Source organism: Streptomyces sp. NPDC000075, from assembly GCF_040301925.1.
In the GTDB taxonomy this organism is placed as follows: Bacteria; Actinomycetota; Actinomycetes; order Streptomycetales; family Streptomycetaceae; genus Streptomyces; species Streptomyces polychromogenes.
In genome coordinates, this window is the sequence record NZ_JBEPFL010000009.1 from 52,455 (window position 1) to 68,903 (window position 16,449).

20 protein-coding genes and 2 pseudogenes are annotated in these 16,449 nt (G+C 71.4%); 7 read left to right on the plus strand and 15 right to left on the minus strand.

The window, feature by feature from the left end; genetic code table 11:
- Positions 1-12 precede the first annotated feature (12 nt).
- A pseudogene (locus tag ABT403_RS13295) lies at positions 13-1,238 on the plus strand (IS256 family transposase).
- A gap of 11 nt (positions 1,239-1,249) precedes the next feature.
- On the opposite strand, the gene ABT403_RS13300 reads toward ABT403_RS13295, so the two are convergent.
- The 12 genes from ABT403_RS13300 to ABT403_RS13355 form a co-directional block, all read right to left on the minus strand.
- Positions 1,250-1,525: a hypothetical protein gene (locus tag ABT403_RS13300; RefSeq protein WP_344151590.1), complete on the minus strand. Its 276-nt coding sequence runs from the start codon at positions 1,523-1,525 to the stop codon at positions 1,250-1,252.
- Positions 1,526-1,652: 127 nt separating this feature from the next.
- Positions 1,653-1,856 carry a cold-shock protein gene (locus ABT403_RS13305; RefSeq protein ID WP_344151592.1) on the minus strand — a complete coding sequence of 68 codons (204 nt, stop codon included), beginning with the start codon at positions 1,854-1,856 and terminating at the stop codon, positions 1,653-1,655.
- 271 nt (positions 1,857-2,127) lie between these two features.
- Positions 2,128-2,325 carry a hypothetical protein gene (locus tag ABT403_RS13310; RefSeq protein ID WP_425580109.1) on the minus strand — a complete coding sequence of 66 codons (198 nt, stop codon included), beginning with the start codon at positions 2,323-2,325 and terminating at the stop codon, positions 2,128-2,130.
- Positions 2,326-2,345: 20 nt separating this feature from the next.
- A complete protein-coding gene (locus tag ABT403_RS13315) occupies positions 2,346-2,747 on the minus strand; it encodes a cofilin family protein (protein ID WP_344151595.1) in 402 nt (133 codons plus the stop codon).
- 185 nt (positions 2,748-2,932) lie between these two features.
- Entirely contained in the window at positions 2,933-3,208 is a 276-nt protein-coding gene (locus ABT403_RS13320) for an isoamylase early set domain-containing protein (RefSeq protein WP_344151598.1), read from the minus strand.
- Between the two features lie 209 nt (positions 3,209-3,417).
- On the minus strand, positions 3,418-4,092 hold the full coding sequence (locus tag ABT403_RS13325) for a glycosyltransferase (protein ID WP_344151601.1): 675 nt from the start codon (positions 4,090-4,092) through the stop codon (positions 3,418-3,420).
- 299 nt (positions 4,093-4,391) lie between these two features.
- Entirely contained in the window at positions 4,392-5,423 is a 1,032-nt protein-coding gene (locus ABT403_RS13330; RefSeq protein ID WP_344151604.1) for an iron-containing redox enzyme family protein, read from the minus strand.
- Positions 5,423-5,680, minus strand: coding sequence for a CDGSH iron-sulfur domain-containing protein (locus ABT403_RS13335; RefSeq protein WP_344151607.1), 258 nt, complete (start codon positions 5,678-5,680; stop codon positions 5,423-5,425). The genes ABT403_RS13330 and ABT403_RS13335 overlap by 1 nt, the downstream gene beginning before the upstream one ends.
- Positions 5,664-6,350: a HemK2/MTQ2 family protein methyltransferase gene (locus ABT403_RS13340; RefSeq protein ID WP_344151610.1), complete on the minus strand. Its 687-nt coding sequence runs from the start codon at positions 6,348-6,350 to the stop codon at positions 5,664-5,666. The genes ABT403_RS13335 and ABT403_RS13340 overlap by 17 nt, the downstream gene beginning before the upstream one ends.
- A gap of 226 nt (positions 6,351-6,576) precedes the next feature.
- Entirely contained in the window at positions 6,577-6,858 is a 282-nt protein-coding gene (locus ABT403_RS13345; RefSeq protein WP_344151613.1) for a type 1 glutamine amidotransferase family protein, read from the minus strand.
- A 245-nt stretch (positions 6,859-7,103) separates the two neighbouring features.
- The gene (locus tag ABT403_RS13350) at positions 7,104-7,310 is read right to left on the minus strand and encodes a hypothetical protein (RefSeq protein ID WP_344151616.1); all 207 of its coding nucleotides are present in this window, start codon (positions 7,308-7,310) and stop codon (positions 7,104-7,106) included.
- Between the two features lie 124 nt (positions 7,311-7,434).
- Positions 7,435-8,550, minus strand: coding sequence for a glutamate--cysteine ligase (locus tag ABT403_RS13355; RefSeq protein ID WP_344151619.1), 1,116 nt, complete (start codon positions 8,548-8,550; stop codon positions 7,435-7,437).
- Positions 8,551-8,830: 280 nt separating this feature from the next.
- Between ABT403_RS13355 and ABT403_RS13360 the strand changes: the two genes are divergently transcribed.
- The 5 genes from ABT403_RS13360 (at position 8,831) to ABT403_RS13380 (ending at position 12,146) form a co-directional block, all read left to right on the plus strand.
- Complete coding sequence (locus ABT403_RS13360) at positions 8,831-8,980, plus strand: hypothetical protein (protein ID WP_344151622.1); 150 nt, start codon at positions 8,831-8,833, stop codon at positions 8,978-8,980.
- Positions 8,981-9,057: 77 nt separating this feature from the next.
- A complete protein-coding gene (locus ABT403_RS13365) occupies positions 9,058-9,450 on the plus strand; it encodes a hypothetical protein (RefSeq protein WP_351648902.1) in 393 nt (130 codons plus the stop codon).
- Positions 9,451-9,660: 210 nt separating this feature from the next.
- The gene (locus ABT403_RS13370) at positions 9,661-10,941 is read left to right on the plus strand and encodes an alcohol dehydrogenase catalytic domain-containing protein (RefSeq protein ID WP_344151628.1); all 1,281 of its coding nucleotides are present in this window, start codon (positions 9,661-9,663) and stop codon (positions 10,939-10,941) included.
- 244 nt (positions 10,942-11,185) lie between these two features.
- Complete coding sequence (locus ABT403_RS13375; RefSeq protein ID WP_344151631.1) at positions 11,186-11,767, plus strand: DUF2231 domain-containing protein; 582 nt, start codon at positions 11,186-11,188, stop codon at positions 11,765-11,767.
- Positions 11,768-11,774: 7 nt separating this feature from the next.
- Positions 11,775-12,146, plus strand: a complete 372-nt coding sequence (locus tag ABT403_RS13380; protein WP_344152085.1) for a hypothetical protein — start codon at positions 11,775-11,777, stop codon at positions 12,144-12,146.
- Here ABT403_RS13380 and ABT403_RS13385 read toward each other — a convergent pair.
- Positions 12,065-12,463 (minus strand): annotated as a pseudogene (locus tag ABT403_RS13385) (tRNA (adenosine(37)-N6)-threonylcarbamoyltransferase complex transferase subunit TsaD); the annotation flags it as partial. The gene ABT403_RS13380 and the pseudogene ABT403_RS13385 overlap by 82 nt on opposite strands.
- A gap of 343 nt (positions 12,464-12,806) precedes the next feature.
- On the opposite strand from ABT403_RS13385, the gene ABT403_RS13395 reads away from it, so the two are divergent.
- Positions 12,807-13,163 carry a DUF6328 family protein gene (locus tag ABT403_RS13395; RefSeq protein ID WP_425580110.1) on the plus strand — a complete coding sequence of 119 codons (357 nt, stop codon included), beginning with the start codon at positions 12,807-12,809 and terminating at the stop codon, positions 13,161-13,163.
- A 196-nt stretch (positions 13,164-13,359) separates the two neighbouring features.
- Here the strand turns inward: ABT403_RS13395 and ABT403_RS13400 are convergent, their stop codons facing one another.
- Together ABT403_RS13400 and ABT403_RS13405 are read right to left on the minus strand one after the other, a co-directional pair.
- On the minus strand, positions 13,360-15,024 hold the full coding sequence (locus tag ABT403_RS13400; protein ID WP_344151637.1) for a prenyltransferase/squalene oxidase repeat-containing protein: 1,665 nt from the start codon (positions 15,022-15,024) through the stop codon (positions 13,360-13,362).
- Positions 15,025-15,058: 34 nt separating this feature from the next.
- The gene (locus ABT403_RS13405) at positions 15,059-16,411 is read right to left on the minus strand and encodes a cytochrome P450 (protein WP_344151640.1); all 1,353 of its coding nucleotides are present in this window, start codon (positions 16,409-16,411) and stop codon (positions 15,059-15,061) included.
- Between the last annotated feature and the right edge of the window lie 38 nt (positions 16,412-16,449).

Below are 16,449 nucleotides of genomic sequence, written 5' to 3' on the forward strand. Positions count from 1 at the left end.
GCCGGCGACAAGATGGTCGACGAGGTGGTCAAGCGGCTGCTCGACAAGGCTGATGCCTCGGGGGCGGCTCTGCTCGGTGAGGGCGGGCTGCTGACGGAGATCACCAAGGCCGTTCTCGAGCGCGCCCTGGAAGCCGAGATGAGCGAACACCTCGGCTACGAACGCGGAGATCTGGCAGGTCACGGGTCAGGGAACTCCGGAACGGCACCTCGCCGAAGACGGTCCTGACCGATGCCGGGGCGGTCGCCCTGGCAGTGCCGCGGGACCGCAACGGCGACTTCGAACCGCGTCTGGTCCCGAAGAACGCCCGTCGGCTGGCCGGGTTCAACGACCGGATCCTCTCGCTCTACGCCCGCGGGATGAGCGTGCGCGACATCCGCTCCCACCTCGCCCAGATCTATGGCGTCGAGGTCAGCCCCGACCTGATCAGCAAGGTCACCGACGCGGTGGTCGACGAGCTCGTGACCTGGCAGAACAGGCCCCTCGATGCGGTCTGGCCGACCATCTACATCGACGCCCTGTGGGTGAAGATCCGCTCAGGGTCGGTGACGGCGAAGCCCGTCTACCTGGCCGTCGGCGTCGACATGGACGGCCGCAAAGACGTCCTGGGTCTGTGGGTAGGAGCCGAGGGCGAGGGCGCGACCACGTGGATGGCGGTCCTGTCCGAACTGCGCAATCGCGGCATCGAGGACGTCTGCATCGTGGTCTGCGACGGGTTGAAAGGCCTGCCCGACGCGGTCACCGCGACCTGGCCCAAAGCCACCGTCCAAACGTGCGTGATCCACCTGACGAGGGCATCGCTCCGCCTGTCGTCAGTACGGGACCACCCCAAGCTGGTGCCGGCCCTGAAGGCTATCTACACGGCCCCCACCGAGCAGGCCGCCGGACAAGCCCTCGATACATTTGAGGCCTCTGACCTGGGTGAACACTACCCGGCCGTGGTCCGCACCTGGCGGTCCGCCTGGCCTGAGTTCACGCCCTACCTGGCATTCCCGCCGGCCATAAGGACCGTGGTCTACTCCACGAACATGGTCGAATCCATGAACGCCCGCCTCCGCAAGGCCACCCGCAACCGCGGCCACTTCCCCTCGGAACAGGCCGCGTTGAAGGTGCTCTACCTCGCGGTCCGCGAGCAGATCAACCCCAAAGCGCGCGACGCGAACCACGTCGCCGCACACTGGAAGGAGGCACTGAACCAGTTCTCACTCTTCTTCGAGGACCGGCTCAGCATCCAATGACACCAACCGACTTACACAAGATCGCTGACACGTCCCGTTCCGGGGCTTTCGAGGGCGGGCTGCAGGGTGTCCTGGAGCTCGGGTGGCAGGCCGCTGCCCGTGCGCAGGGCGTAGGGCAGGGTTTCGGGGCCGGTGGCCGTGTGTCGGGCGGCGGCGTCGAGGAGGTGGTGGGCGGTGGCATGGTCGCAGAGGATCAGGGCCATCAGCACGGCTACCGCCCGCTCGACATCGCCGCTGCCGTCACAGGGTGGGTGCGGCGGTGCGTGGGCGTTCGTCCGGATGTTCAAGGACGCCTCCAGGGTGCCCTCAGGCGTCGTCCGGTGCGCGGGACGATCACCGTGTACGGGCGACGTGCCTGTGCCTGCTCACGCGGCCTGGGACGGGAGCGGGGCGGGTTGCCGGGAAGGGGCGCGGTCAGGAGCGGGTGATGCTCTCGGCTTGGAGGCCGCGTGGGGAGTGGGTGACGTCGAAGCTGACCTGCTCGCCCTCGCCCAGCTCGCGGTAGCCGGCGCCGACGATACCGGAGTAGTGGGCGAAGACGTCCGGGCCGCCGTTGTCCTGGGCGATGAACCCGAAACCCTTCTCCGCGCTGAACCACTTCACCGTGCCACTGGCCATCCACACTCCACCTGTTCGCCCTCATCACCAGGCCGCGACCGGCGGGCGCGCGGACGGCCACACCAGACCTACCCCACCACTCCCGCCGTCCGAGGACTGCCACACCGTCAGCCGACGAAGTCCACGGAACGAAGGCCCGCGGACCGACGCCTCCCACCCACCACGCGGCGCAGCCCGCTCCCCGACGGGCCCACGGCAGCCCCGGTGCATCAAGAGGCCGGGGCCGCCCTCTCGGCGCGGCCCCGGCGCCGTCGTGGGGAGGGCTTGGGTGTCAGACCTGGCCGCGCCACTGGCCGGTGGGGGCGCCGCGGTCCTCGATGAAGTGCTTGAACCGCTTCAGGTCACCCTTGACCTGCCGTTCGACGAACCCGAACTTGTCGGCGATGTTCTCCGCCATCCCGTCCGGATCGAAGTCCATCAGGGCGGTCCAGCCCCCGATGGGCTCCTCGGAGGTCGCGGGCGGCGTCACCGGCAGGCTGGTGCGCAGGTTCAGGGGCTGCCGGTGGCGAGGGCGACGAGGCGCTGGTAGGCGAGGTGGTCCGGCCTGCGGGCGGTGAGGTGGATACGGACGTCGGCCAAGGCGTCCTTCAGGGTGTCGTAGGCACCGGTGTAGTCGTCCTGCCGCTCGACGGCGGCGTGCGGCATCCACAAGATCAGCAGGCGTTCGTGGCGGTGCGCGCCGTCCTTCCCGGCGAAGGACAGCTCGTAGACGATCAGCCGCGCCTCCAGCTCCGGCAGGACCTGGAGGAGCTCGTCGTGCGTGAGGTTGGCTTCGACCTCCGCGACCAGGACCTGGGACGTCCCCGTCGTGCACATGACCACGGTGTTGATCTGACGGGTTTCCCTCAGGTCACGCAAGGCCTTCAGGCAGCCCGGAGACAGGTTGATCATGCTGCTCAGTGGGGCCTCCGTCATGGATAGCGCCGGGGGCGCGAACCCCTCACGGCGAGCGGGTGGTCGTCGATGGGCAGGCACGCGTGACGGCCCCCATCCCGGCCGTGCAGACCGCAGGCCCGGCAGGCCCGGCGGCTTCCCGGGGACGACGGAGTGGGTGGGGCGCTGGGCGGTTTGCGGGTTCAGGTGTGCAGGCGGCTGTTGTGGCCGTCCTGGTCGCCGGCGCTCTCGTCGTTGAACCAGTAGTCCCCCGCCGCCAGATACCGGAACGCATACGAGTTCTCCCCCGGCAGTTCCACCGTCACCGCCCGCTTGCCGTCCTTGCGCGGTTTGAGGGGGTGGGCGCCGGGCTGCCAGTCGTTGAAGTCCCCCACCACACTCACCGGACCCGGCGGAACATCCGCGGGCAGGACGAAGGTGACCTCGGTACGGTCCTTACGCATCGTGCGCTCCAGCATCCAAGACTCCCGACCATCGCAGAAAAAAGGGGGTGACCTCGCCCATGGTCGGCGGCCGCCGCGGTGGGCGCACCTCGACACCCCCTATCCCGCGCCCACCCTCACTCCTGCGCCGCCGGCGGTCACGCAGACAGCAGCACGCTGGCCAGGGCCGGGATACCTGCCGCGTCAGCGTGGCGGGAGGAAGGGACAGGGCCTGAAACGGAGGACTACCCGCACCCTGATCGTGCCCGCACCCGCGGCTCACGGCGGCGAAGACGGGCGCCGACCGCGACCGGGGTGCCGCAGGCCAGGGACTCCGCGACGACCAGCCCGTACGGTTCGTCCCAGCAAGGGGTGACCAGGGTCGCCCGGGCGGAGCCGACGAGCGCGGCCAGCTCCCTGCGCCGCAGGTGCCCCGCGTACCGGATCCGGCCGCCGAGCCGGGGAGCCACGTGATCGCGGAAGTAGCGGTGGTCGGCTACCGGTCCCGCGAGCGTCAGCGCGACCCCCGCCTCGGCGGCGGCGATGGCCAGGGCGGGTCCCTTCTCGGGCACGATCCGCCCGTACCACACCAGGTCCCCGCCTCCGGTTCCGGCCGGCCAGCGCCGCAAGTCGATACCGTTGTGCACCACCCGGGGGCCGGGGCCGCGGGGCTGGCCCTCACCGCCCTGGCCCTCTACGCCGCCACCGCCTTCGCCCTGGAGGAGGCCGCTCCGTCCTACCCGTCGGGCGGCACGGATCCGGCGCCCGGGCCGCGGAGGCGGGGGCAGAGCCCGGAATCCGGCCCCTGCTCTGATCGCACCGCCGCGGGCTCGGCGTGCGCCGACGTATGCGGGGCAGGCGCCTGGCATGAAGCAGTCGGAAGAGCCGGAACCCCGCGAAATCGTGCCCGGTAGTGGCATCGACGTCCGCGGTCATCGCGTCCCTCCCCTGCCCTACGCCTGCGCGGACCAGGCATGGACCCTGTGCCCGCAGGCCAACCCCGACACGGACTGACCACGGCCGTGCGGCTGCGGACCAGCGACCCCAACGTTCCGGGATGGCGCCGCGTGCGCCACTCCGCTACCTGGACGGGGCCGGCCAGGCCCTGTCGGCAGTGGACCGCGAACGGGCCACCACAGCGCGGACCAGACGGCTCCGGAGGACCTGAACGGCTAGCGAACGGCCCGGGAGGGACACGCCCCCGAGGAAATCCGCACCGCTAAGGGCCGAGCAGGGGCGTGCGCAGTGCGCTGCGTTCGTCGTCCCATGCTTCGCGGATGTGGCTCGCGAGTCGGTCTTCGAGGAGGACGGTCGCCGCGCAGCCGAACGCGATGTCCGCTTCGAACTCAGGTTCGTCGGCGAGGAGGCCGTCGATCACTTCGTGGCGGACGACCTGCTCGTGGACGGCGTCGGCCTCAACGTGTTCGGCGTAGAAGTGCTCGGCGGCCGGCCCCGCGCCGCAGCGCCGCATGGCCTTGGCCAGGCGACGGGAGCCGGGCGAGGAGGTGATCTCGACGCACGCGAAGTGACCGACGAGCGCTCCGCGCATGGCCCGGTGCAGGCCGAAGAGCGACATCAGGTTCACGCTCGCGAGCAGGGGTGCCGGCGCCTGATCCAAGTAGCGGCCGTACTTGGGGTCCAGCCCGAGGTCGGTCATGAGATCGGCGAAGAGCTGCGCGTGGATGCGGTCGGCGCGGCCGGCGCCGAACTCGTCGTATTCGATGGCGACCATGGCAGCTTTGGCTCGCCCGGTAAGCCGGGGGATGACCCAGGCGTGCGGGTCGGCTTCCTTGAGGTGGTAGAGGGAGCGCAGGGCCGCGTACTCGCGCAACTGCCAGAGTTCTCCCTCGGTTGCAAGGTGGTGGCTCAGGCTGCCGGAGTGGTCGATGGGCTCGACGAGGAGCGGGGCGAAGGCGTCCTCGACCGTTCGGGGTGCATCAGACAGCTCGGTGCGCAGGGCGTCCAGGAAGCGCGCTTCCAATGCCTGGCGCAGTCGCAGCAGGTCCGGGTCCCACTCGCGTGCGTCGTCCACGCCGTCGAAGCCGCGGTAGTGGAGCTCGTAGAGGAGGTAAAGGGAGAGCTGGAGGTCCTCGCCCCACGGGTCGGCCTCCAGTACCGCCCCGGGGGCGCACTGCGGCGGGCTCCCGGTGCGCAGAGCGTCCGACACTGCGCAGGACAACACGCCCCGCCCTCCTACCAGATGGGGGCCCGGGTCAGCAGCGGTGACCGGGGCCGGGCTGGGAGGCGGCATCACGGGTTCCTGTCGTCAGGCGGCGGAGCGGTTCGCTCGCGGGGGCGGTGGCTGGTGTCGCACCAGGGGTACGTACGGCTGCGCCGGCAGGTGCAGATGGCAACCGTGAAGCGGTCGGAGCGGGCGATCGTCCCGTCGTCCCGGACGATTTCGACGGGGCCTTCGATGAGGACGGGCCCCTGCGGGTCCACGGACACTCGGCGGGCGGGCTTCACTCCGTCGGTCGGGCACGGGCCGGGGTCAGAGGTTCTGGGCACGAATGACCACCAGCTCTTCCCGATCCTCGGCCTCGCTCGCCAGGCCCTGCCGCTCCAGCCAGATCCGCCGCGAGCGCAGGACCGGGCCCCAGGGGACGGATGCCTTCGCTGTGACCTGGGCGGACAGCCCTGCCCCGGCCAGCCGGGCCACGGTCTCCTCGGCCCCGCACATTCGGGAGTGCACCATGAGCAGAGCGCCGCCGGGGCGTAGCAGAGCGGAAGCGGTCGCGCAGATCCGGTCGATCACGAGGCGTCCGTCCGGGCCGGCGTCCCAAGCGCGCTGCGGCCCCCGCGTAGGCAATGCCGAGCCTGGAGCAGGAACGTACGGGGGGTTCGCCATGATCAGGTCGAAACGTCGGCCGACGGTACGGGCCCTGAAGTCGCCGTGCAGGACGCGCAAGGGAAGCCGATGGATCAGGGCGTTCATGCGCGCTGACGCGACGGCCGGCCAGGAGACGTCGACCGCCGTGACCGCGGCACCTCTGCGAGCGGCGTGCAAAGCAAGCGCGCCGGTCCCGGTGCCGATCTCCAGGACGCTGGTGCGGGGCCCCAGCTCCTCGCGGGCAAGGGCCTCGGCGAGCAGGTGGGTGTCCGCCTGCGGCCGGTAGACACTCGGCAGGGCGACCAGGCCGCCGGTGAGATTTCTCAGGGCGAGAGCCGTATTGGACATCGCGTTCCTCCGGGGGTCGTGGCATCTGTGAGGCCGCCTCCTGGACGTCATACGGCGGCTGCCCAGGGTGGGTGACCTCATGCAGCGTGTCGGCGATCTTCGGACCAGCGGACGCAATCGTCGAGGCAAACACCGAGCGAAGGGGCAAGGACTAAGGGCAGGCGGAAACGGTCTCACCGCGGACGCCACAGTGAGCGCGTTCTCGCCGTCTCCCGCCACAGAACCTTCAGGCTGCAGGCGGGAACCTGTCCCGGGCCCGGTGCTCGGCCAGCGCTGCGGCAACGGCTCCCACGACGGCCGTAGCATCCTCCTCCAGGGCGATCCCCGGGTCGCCCGGGGTGATGCCGGCGGTTTCGAGGAGCTGGTCCGCGCCGTTCCAGCCGCCGATGGCCTTGCCGTGCCGGTACGCCTCGGTGACGATCAGGAGGACGCCCGGGTCGGCGGCTTGCGCAGCGGTGCCGGCCTTGGCGTCCCGGGCTCCGTACGCCTCCGCGCCGGCCTCAGGCACGCCCGCGCGCAGGACGGCGTAGAATCCCCGCAGAGGAGAGCACCGTCACCGCGCTTGCGGCCATCGCGACGGAACTGGCCCGGCTCGACTACGAGGTCCCCGAGCAGGATCCCAGGGTTCCCCTCCCGCACGCCCACGCGCCCCGAAGCAGCTTCCTATCCCGCCTGAGGTGACCGGCCGCAGGCGTGGAGGTGTCCCCCGAGCGACAGCGGGGGCAACCTGGGGGGTGGCCGTACGAACGTCGGTCAGCTGTTGCGACCGTCGATCTTCGCCTGCTTGGCGGCGCGACGCTGCGCATCGCTGCTCGGTGTCAATGGGTCGCCAGCCTCACCTTCGTGCGTGTCGGGGAGGACCGCCTCCTCCGCTTCCTCGCGGGCCTCCGGGTCGCCGCTCTCGCCGGGAGCCTGCGACGGAGACGTGGGCGCCGAGTCGTGTTTCCCGGCCTTGGTCATCGCGCACTCCGTTCCTCGCTCTTCACCGTCACTTCGGTACGCCCCGCGTCTACCCTCTGCGGGACCTCCCCCCTCACATCGGCCGGGACCTAGTCCGAAACCCCCACCGTGCCGCCGGGGCGCCTCACGACCGGAGGGTCAGCTCCGCACACCGGGTGACGACGGACGCGAGTTCCGGCCCCTCGGCGCGCAGGCGGCGCTGGATGCGGGCGCCGTTCCCCCGTTCGTGCAGGTGCGCGATGCCTTCCCGGACCCGCTCGTCGTCGCCATGGTCTTTCAACGCCTCGCGCACGTGCTGATACAGGGCCTCGACCGCGTCCTCGGCAGTGGTCTGCCGCATAGTTTCGGGGTGCAGCAGGGGTCCGTCCAAGCCGGAGCGTCCGGCCCGCCAGGACGCCAGCCGCAGCAGGCTCGTACCGATCCTGGCCGGAGGCCGTCCGTCCTGCCAGGCGCGGGCCGCCGTCTCGACCAGGCCGCGGATGAGGGCGGCGAGCAGGACCGGCGTGGTGCCGTCCAGGGAGACGTCGGCGACGCGGACCTCGACGGTGGGGTAGGTGGCTGACAGACGGGCGTCGAAGTAGATCATGCCCTCGTCGTGCAGCGCTCCGGTGTCGATCATCGCGCGGACCTGCTCGTGGTAGCGGTCGGCGGAGCCGAAGATGTCGACCGGGCCTGCGGACGGCCAGCGGTTCCACACGCGGCTGCGGTAGCTTCCGTACCCGCTGTCCTCGCCCTGCCAGAAGGGCGAGTTCGCGCTCATCGCGGTCAGGACGGCCAGCCAGGGTCTGATGCGGTCCAGGACGGCGACGCCCTCTTCGTCCGACGCGACCGACACGTGGACGTGACACCCGCAGGTCAGCTGCTCCTGCGCCGTCAGTCCGAACTGCTCGCCCAGCCACCGAGAGCGCCGTCCGACGTTCAACGACGGCTTGACGGGCAGCGGGGATGTCGCGACCGCCGCCACCGCGGCCCCGGCACTCGCCGCGTGGCGGGCCGCCTCACGACGGATGCGCACGATCTCCTCCTGGAGCTCACGCATCTCGGTCACCGGTTTCGTGGCGAACTCCAACTGCTCCTTCTGCAGCTCCTTCTCGAACTCGTGCTCCCGCCGACCGCTTGTACCCAGGTGCTGCCAGGCCGAACGCTCAGCGGCCGCCAGCACCGCCCCCGACACGGCGAGCGGGACGCCACTGTCCGCGTCCACGAGCAGCAGCTCTTCTTCCACGCCTACGCTTCGCATCCCGCCGCCTGTGGATCGCACCGTCAGATACCCCGCTCCTGCCCTGGCTCTCCCCGGCCATGCCGCAGCCCTGCACGACGGGGCCGAGCCGCACGTCAGGGTCCCAACTTCCCGTGGAACGGCTGTGCGCCTCGACCGGGGCTCTGCGGCCGGTCGCTCATGGGTGAGTTCAACAGGATCCGATTGAGCCTGGGGCGCTCCCCCGTTCTGCTGAAGTTTCCCCTCACGGCTGAGGTGCTGCACATTCCAGGTCACACCCCGCTTTACGGAGATCGGGCAGTTGGCGGCCATTGCCGCGGTTCGCGCCCTGCTCAGCTACTTCCTCACCCGGAAAATCGCAGAGGAGGGACCGAGACCGGCCAAGCCCGCCACACACACCGTCGGCAGCAGGCCGTCACCGACCGCCACACCACCATGGACCGGCGCCTGAACGACCTCGCCAACGCCCTCGAAGCGACCGACCCCCACCGAAAGCAACTGCGCCAATGACGGCGCGACCGGCACGGGTTGTCCGCCACGTGCGAGCGCGCCCTCCACGCCATCGATACCGAGATACGAAAACGGCTTTCCGGACCCGCTTCAGCGCTGTCCTGCGCCGGCGAGGCCCTCCCCGCGCCCGGAAAGCGATCACCGTCGCCGGACACGGTATGGATCATCAGCGCCCTACGACGCGCCGCGGCCACCCCGATGCAGGAGATCGGCCAGGCGTCCCAGACCGGACCGGACCTCCTCGACACGCAGATCGACGAAGCGGCCGCAGAACTCGACCAGGGGCGACAGCACGAACGGATCACCCCGCAATCCTCCCGGCCGTACGCCTTGCAAGGCACGCTCCTCTCTGATGTCGGCCGCCTCCTGGCCGATCTCCGGCCGGGCCGCCAAAGCATCGCCGGTTGGTGAGCTTCCTTTATGGTTCCTCGCTCCACACGTAGCCCCACGTTGTGTACGAGCAGGAGGCGGGTAGACGCGGCAGGAGAGACGCCGGCCGTCAGCAGCCCGGGCGTCACCCCACGGTCGACTCGTCTACAGGGCCGACCGCGCCAAGACTCCCGAAGATGCCCCACTCACCGTGGACGGCCCGGTGAAGGGTGGCCTCGGCAAGGACGAACCATGAAAGCGGCAGTGTACGAAGGGCCGCGGACGGTGACGGTCAAGGACGTCCCCGACGCGAAGATCGAGCACCCCTGCGACATCCTGGTGAAGATCACCACTACCAATATCTGCGGCTCCGACCTGCACATGTACGAGGGCCGGACCTCCTTCGAGAGGGGCCGGACCTTCGGCCACGAGAACCTCGGCCAGGTCATCGAGGTCGGCAAGGCCGTCAGCAAAGTACAGGTCGGCGACTGGGTGGTCCTGCCCTTCAACATCGCCTGCGGCTTCTGCAAGCAGTGCGAGCAGGGCCTTACCAACTACTGCCTCACCATGCAGCCCAAGCCGGACATGGCCGGCGCCGCGTACGGGTTCGCCGAGATGGGCCCGTACCAGGGCGGCCAGGCGGAACTGCTGCGCGTCCCGTACGGCGACTTCAACGCCCTGCGCCTGGGGGAGGACGCCGCCGAGCGGCAGCTCGACTACGTGATGCTGGCCGACATCTTTCCGACCGGCTACCACGCCACCGAAATGGCGGGCGTCAAGCCCGGCGACCAGACGATTGTCTACGGAGCGGGCCCGGTCGGCCTCATGGCCGCCTACTCCGCCATCCTCAAGGGCGCCGGCCGCGTCTGGGTCGCCGACCACCAGCCCGATCGGCTCCGTCTCGCCGAGGAGATCGGCGCCATCGCCATCAACACCGCCGAACAGGACCCGGCCGAGGCCGTCAAGGAAGCCACTCTCGGCCTGGGCGCGGACAACGGCTGCGAATGCGTCGGCTACCAGGCCCACGACCCCCAGGGCAAGGAAGACGCGACCCTGACCATGAACGGACTCATCGACGCGGTCCGATTCACCGGCTGCCTCGGCGTGGTCGGGGTGTTCCTGCCCGAGGACCCGGGCGGGGCCGAGGCCCAGGGCGAGCTCGAAGCCCAGGGGAAGCTGCCCCTGGACTTTGGCATGCTCTGGTTCAAGGGCCAGCGGCTCGGCACCGGCCAGGCACCCGTCAAGCGCTACAACCGCGCCCTGCGCGACCTGATCGCCGGCGGCAAGGCCGAGCCGAGCTTCCTCGTCTCCCACGAACTCAGCCTCGACGAGGCACCATCGGCGTACGAGCACTTCGACAACCGCGACGACGGCTGGACCAAGGTCGTCCTCCACCCCAACGGCAACGGTCGCAAGGCGGGCGGATCCTCCCATCGCACCCTGCAGGAACTGCGCCAAGAGGCGCGGGCGCAGGGCGTCGAAGGCCGCTCCCAGATGAACAAGCAGCAGTTGGAGCGGGCACTCAGGCGTTGAACTCGTACACCGCAGGTCGGTGGGCGGCAGGGTTCTGTGCAGGCGGAGATGTCTCGCCTCTGCTGCCCGACCGTTGTGCTGAGTCCAGGGTGGGCTGGTGGACCGCGCTGCGGGCCGCCAGTCGCGGAGCCTCCCCGCCGAAACGTGGTGATGGAACACACGGCTCCCCCGTGTGGCGGGCTGTCGTTCGAGTGCAGTAGGGGCCAAAGCGGGGCAACGGCGGGACAGGGGGTAGGCGTCGTGTATGAACCCACACACCCTCGACACCCCGCCCGCGGCCGGGCCGGCCGCGGCGCTCGGCACCGCCTCGGCGTGCTGGCTGAAGACTCTGGACCGCCTCGAGCGGGCAACGGTGACCGATCCGGCCATCAGGGTGCTGCAGCGGGGAATCCGCGCGCTCCCCCTGGCCGGCATGCGCGATCTGCTGCGCGGCAGGCACCTGGGCCACCCCGTGCACCCCGTACTCGTCCAGGTGCCCATCGGCTGCTGGCTGTCGGCCTCCCTCCTCGACGTCGTGCCCGGCACACACCGTGCGTCGATCACTCTGACCGCCGTCGGACTGGCCGGCGTCGTCCCGGCAGCGGTGACTGGTTGGGTGGATTGGGCGGACCTGCCGCCCGAGCAGGCACGAGTCGGGCTGGTCCACGCGGCCTCCAACGTCGCTGCGGTGGCCTGCTACACCGCCTCACTCGCTGGGCGGCTCCACGGCCGCTCGGCGAGAGGCCGACTGTGGGCGCTGAGCGGAATGGCTGTCGTAGCCGTCAGTGGTGCGCTGGGCGGGCACGTGGCCTATCGACAGGCCGTCGGATCCCACACCTCACCGTGAACAGGGGGTGACCCGGCCCCGCGCCATGGGCGAGCTCGTCGTCGAACTGAGATTGTGGATGTGCGGGCGGGCATCGAACGACCTGGCCGAGGAAGCCGAGCAGCAGGTCCGCGACCACACATGGGCGCTGGCCCCCGGCGACCGGACGGTCGCTTCGAAGGCGGCCGACCTGCACGGCGGCGTCGGACCCCCGCACACGCAGGAGGCACTTTCGGCAGTCGAGCGGCTGGCGTGCCTGCGGGAGGCCGTGGCGGTGCTGGCCGGCGTTCACGGCCTCGCCGCCGGCGACTACTGGTTCAACGACATGGCCGACAGGGGGAGCGGTCCGTGCTCCAGGGTGTCGGCGGCCACGTGGCCTGCCAGGTGGTGCACCCCGTAGCGCGGCACGCCCGCCGCGGAGGTCAGGGTCGTGACACCGGACAGTCCCACCTGCAGGACGCCCGACAGTCCTGGGCCGCTGGATACCGCTACGGCGTTGACGTCCGAGAGCCGCAGGCCCGCCTGACCCAGGGCCTCCTGTACGACGGGATTGAAGTGGTGCAGGTGGGAGGGGCAGCGATCTCCGGCGCCACCCCGCCGAACCGTGCGTGCTCCTGCTCGACGCCACCACGTGCGCCAGCAGGCGGCTGCCGGACACGATTCCGGCCCCGCCTCATCGCCGGATCACTCGATGCCGAGCACCACGGGAGAGCCCACGACCACGACGGCGTCGTCATGAAACTCGCCGACGACGCCTCCTCGGCCTCGGCCTCCGCGGGCCGTCATGCCGACGGGCCAGCCGTGACGGTCTCCGTGGACCGCATGACGTTCATCGCCCCGCCCGCGCCGGAATCCCGTCCGCCGAGTGATCGTGTTCATCGAGGCCGATCCCGGCGCCGGCGACGGGCTGCTCCGGAGCCCTCCGCGACCGCCGCGCCGGGGATCCGTGCAGGAGGGCGGCTGGCGCTGCCGGGCACCGTTGCGGCCCGTGCGTCGCCGTCCGGACCGCATGACACGGGCCCGTCGGGGCAGACGCACGCATCACCGCGAGGAGGCCGCCATGTCGAACCGGCTGCTCATGAGGACGCATCGGCACGCCCGTCTGCTCGGTCCAGGTGACCGGCACGAGAGCTGCGACGAGCGGGCGGACCGGCTGTGGGCGGAACTGCTGCACGAGGTGCGCGTCGCCCTCACGGCGGTCCAGCTGCTCCTGGCGTTCCTGCTGGCCGCCCCCTTCACCCAGGTCTTCGCCCGCCTGCCGGGCACGGACCACCTGGTCCGGCCCACCCGGCTGCTGCGCCGGCTCCAGGACTTCGCCGTCGCCGCCCGGACGGCTGGAGCGGCGAAAGCCGCAGCAGGGCGGACCGGACCGTCTGCCGGCCACACCGGGCGGGGGCGCCTGCTGCCTCAGATTTAGGAAACCTCGCAGGTAGGGGACCCGGCCGCCGCTGAAGTCTCCACCGCCGTCCCTTCGCCCCCGCCCGCGCGGCAGCGGCCTTCGCCCCCGCAGCGCTCGGGCCGGCTAGGTGCGCAGGCGGCCGTTGGGGCCGTCGTGGTCGCCGACGCTTTCGTCGTTGACGACGCCGGCTCCCACGCTGCGCGCAGCAGCTGCGTCAGCACCTGCGTGTCGGGGAGGAGGTCGCCGCGTAGGGGGCCTGCGGCGGCGTCGTGGTCGTCTGGTCGGCTGTGGCCTGCTCGACGGCGCGAGGTCGGTCGGCGAGGGCGTGGTGGGCGGCGAGCAGTTCGGCGTGGATGATCGCGGTGGGTGCGTAGAGGGTTTTGTCGTGCCAGAGGGCGGGGTGTTGGGGGTGGGAGGGGTGTGGTTGTCGGGTCAGGTGGGAGTGGACTCGGGTGAGGGTGGCTGGGGTCGTTGTGCCGGGTGAGCGCGGCAGGATCTGGAGGGCGTAGGCGGTTTCTTCGGTGGTGGGCTGGTGGAGGCCCCAGGAGCCGTCGGGGCGCTGGGTGTCGATGGCCCATCGGGCGGCTGATCGCAGGGCTGCCGCTGCACCCGGCCGTGGGGTGGCGGTGTGGTGGAGGGCTGCGGTGACGCGGGCGGTGGCGTAGTAGGGGGAGGCATGCCACTTGTCGTTCCACGAGCCGTCGGGTTGCTGGTGGTCGAGGAGCCAGCCGGTCAGGGTGTCGATGAGCGGGACGAGGCGGGCCGCTTCGGTGGGGCGGTGGTGGAGGCAGCTGCCGAGGGCGAGGAGGACGTGGGCGTTGGCGGTGGTCGAGCCGGTGTCCTCGCCTATGTAGCAGGCGTAGTGGGTGGGGGTGCGGAAGCGGTCCAGGACGGTGTGGTCGTGGGGCAGGCCGAGCCGGGCGGCGAGGTGGAGGGCCAGGGCGGTGTCGTCGGCGTCGGGTTCCAGGCCCGGTACGCCGGCGACTCCGTTCGGGTCGAGGATCGCGGTCACCCAGCTGCGGGCGAGGGATTCGTGGCCGGTGAGCAGGTTGCCGCGTTCGAGTGCGGTGAGGACCCAGAGGCGTTCGAAGGCGGTGATCGGGGCGGCTTCGGGCAGCAGGCCCTGGTAGCGGGCGGCGAGGGCCTCGAGGAGGGTGCGCTGCGTGCGGTGGGCCGGTGTCGGGGGTGCGGTGGCGAGCCATGCGGCGGCGGCTGCCGGTGAGCCGCCCAGGAGAGTGGTCGGCGCGGTGGGTATCAGGGCGGGCGGGCAGGCTGCTGCGATGCCTTCGAAGCAGTGGTGGAGTTTGGCCGGCAGGGTCGGGCGGCGCGTCAGCCACCGGGTGAGCTCTGCCGTGGTGGTGGCGGGCAGGCCGCACAGGGTGGTGAGCCGGGGGCCCCGCAGGAGCGGCGCGAGGTCGGGGTGGTCACCGGGGTGGAGGGTGTCGAGGAGTTCGTTGATCTCGCCGAGCAGGCCTGGGACGAGGAGTTCGACGGCGGCGGTGTCGGGCAGTTCGGTGTTCGGGGGGAGGGCGGTGAGTGCGTACAGGCCGCGTGCGGCGGCCTGGGTGCGGTGCCGGCCTTGGAGGGTGCGGGCCTCGTCGCCGTCTTCCGCGAGGTGGTGGAGGAGGGCGGCGACGGTGCTGAGGGTCGGCAGGACCCGGTGACCGAGTGATCCCTCGCCCCACAGGCCGTCGCTGTGCTGCTGGTCGAGGAGCCAGGTCCAGCGAGTGTGCCGGCCTGGGAGCCAGGGGGCCCAGGACTGGACCCGGGCGGTTTCGTAGACCGAGGGGCTGGTGGAGCCCCACGGGTCCCGGTCGACGGCCGACAGCAGCTCGGTGACGTGTGAGGCGGTTGGGGGCGTGGTGGTGCCGAGGGTCATGGGGGCGGAGCCGCCTTTCGGGAGGATGCGCGGGTCAGGAGCGTGGGGCGGCGGGGGTCACTGTCGCGTTCAGGCGCAGGGGGTTGAGGGTCAGGCCGGGCAGGCGGGGTAGCCGGGGACCGTGTGGGTCGATGCGCAGCTGCCAGCGGGCGGTGATGGAGGCGAGCATCAGGACGCCTTCGGCGAGGGCGTAGTCCTGCCCGATGCACGTGCGTGCCCCGCCGCCGAAGACCGATGCCGGTACCTGGCCACCAGGGCCGTCGGCGGTCTGCTGGCCGGGGGCCCAGCGGTCGGGGTCGAAGCGGTCGGGGTCCGGGTACCGGTCCGGCAGGTGGGCCAGCAGGTAGGGGCTGTAGGCGAGGGTGGCGCCGGCCGGGACGTGGTGGGCTCCCAGGCGCGCGTCGGTGGTGGCCGTGCGGGTCACCAGCCAGCCCGGCGGGTTCAGCCGGGTCGCCTCCAGCAGGACCTGGCGGGTGTACGGGAGGTGGGGCAGGTCGTCCCATCCGGCGGCGCGGGTACCGAGCAGCGTGCGGCACTCCTCGGCAAGCCGGCGTCCGGCCTCGGGGTTGCGTGCGGCCTGGTAGAGGGCCCAGCAGACGGTGCCGGCGGTGGTCTCGGTGCCGCCGGCGTACATGGTGATGGCCTGGTCGACGAGTTCGACGTCGGTGAAGGGTCGGTCGCCCGCCTGCGGGTCGTGGCCGCCGAGGAGGGCGCCGAAGAGTCCGTCGGCCGGGTTCTCGCGCAGGCCGTGGACCAGTGCCGTCATGGTGCGCCGGGCGCGTCGGGCGGCCTTGCGGTAGCGGAGGTTGGCCGGGGTGGGCAGGTCGCACAGCGGCGCGGGCAGGACGGCACGCCGGGGTACGGCGGTCAGGATCTCCTGGAGGTCGGCGGCGAGCACGTCGCGCGCTCGCGGGGCGAGGGCGGCGCCGAAGAGGGTGGAGAGGAGGATGTCGGCGGCCATCGATCGGAGCTCGGTGACCAGGTCGATCCGCTGTCCGGGCCGCCAGGCGCTGATCCCGGCGTCGATGCGCTCCGTCATGGCCTGTGCGTAGCCGGGGAGGCGGGTGGGGTGGAAGGCGGGCTGGATCAGTCGGCGCTGGCGGCGGTGGTCGGCGGCCGGGCAGGTGGCCAGGCCGTTGCCGCCCACTTCCCGCATCCGTTCGTACACTGGGCCGCCCTTGTCGAAGGTGCGGTCGTGGGTGAGGAGTTCGCGGGTGAGGGCCGGATCGCAGACGACGAGCACGCGCTGCGGTCCAAGGCGTACCTCGACGAGGTCGCCGTGCGCGGGGAGGCCGCGCAGGAAGCGCAGCGGTGAGGCGAGGAAGGCCGGGAGGTGTCCGAGTACCGGCAGCGCGCCGGGAGCCGTCACGGCGGTCGTGCCGCTCACCGGGCCGCCCCTGCGGCGCTCTCGGCTGAAGAACCGCA

Bases quoted from the DNA above. Each gene is read 5' to 3' on its own strand.
- ABT403_RS13305 (WP_344151592.1), bottom strand. From the start codon at position 1,856: ATGGCCAGTGGCACGGTGAAGTGGTTCAGCGCGGAGAAGGGTTTCGGG.
- ABT403_RS13315 (WP_344151595.1), bottom strand. From the start codon at position 2,747: ATGATCAACCTGTCTCCGGGCTGCCTGAAGGCCTTGCGTGACCTGAGG.
- ABT403_RS13320 (WP_344151598.1), bottom strand. From the start codon at position 3,208: ATGCTGGAGCGCACGATGCGTAAGGACCGTACCGAGGTCACCTTCGTC.
- ABT403_RS13325 (WP_344151601.1), bottom strand. From the start codon at position 4,092: ATGCCACTACCGGGCACGATTTCGCGGGGTTCCGGCTCTTCCGACTGC.
- ABT403_RS13330 (WP_344151604.1), bottom strand. From the start codon at position 5,423: ATGCCGCCTCCCAGCCCGGCCCCGGTCACCGCTGCTGACCCGGGCCCC.
- ABT403_RS13340 (WP_344151610.1), bottom strand. From the start codon at position 6,350: ATGTCCAATACGGCTCTCGCCCTGAGAAATCTCACCGGCGGCCTGGTC.
- ABT403_RS13350 (WP_344151616.1), bottom strand. From the start codon at position 7,310: ATGACCAAGGCCGGGAAACACGACTCGGCGCCCACGTCTCCGTCGCAG.
- ABT403_RS13355 (WP_344151619.1), bottom strand. From the start codon at position 8,550: ATGCGAAGCGTAGGCGTGGAAGAAGAGCTGCTGCTCGTGGACGCGGAC.
- ABT403_RS13370 (WP_344151628.1), top strand. From the start codon at position 9,661: ATGAAAGCGGCAGTGTACGAAGGGCCGCGGACGGTGACGGTCAAGGAC.
- ABT403_RS13375 (WP_344151631.1), top strand. From the start codon at position 11,186: ATGAACCCACACACCCTCGACACCCCGCCCGCGGCCGGGCCGGCCGCG.
- ABT403_RS13395 (WP_425580110.1), top strand. From the start codon at position 12,807: ATGTCGAACCGGCTGCTCATGAGGACGCATCGGCACGCCCGTCTGCTC.
- ABT403_RS13400 (WP_344151637.1), bottom strand. From the start codon at position 15,024: ATGACCCTCGGCACCACCACGCCCCCAACCGCCTCACACGTCACCGAG.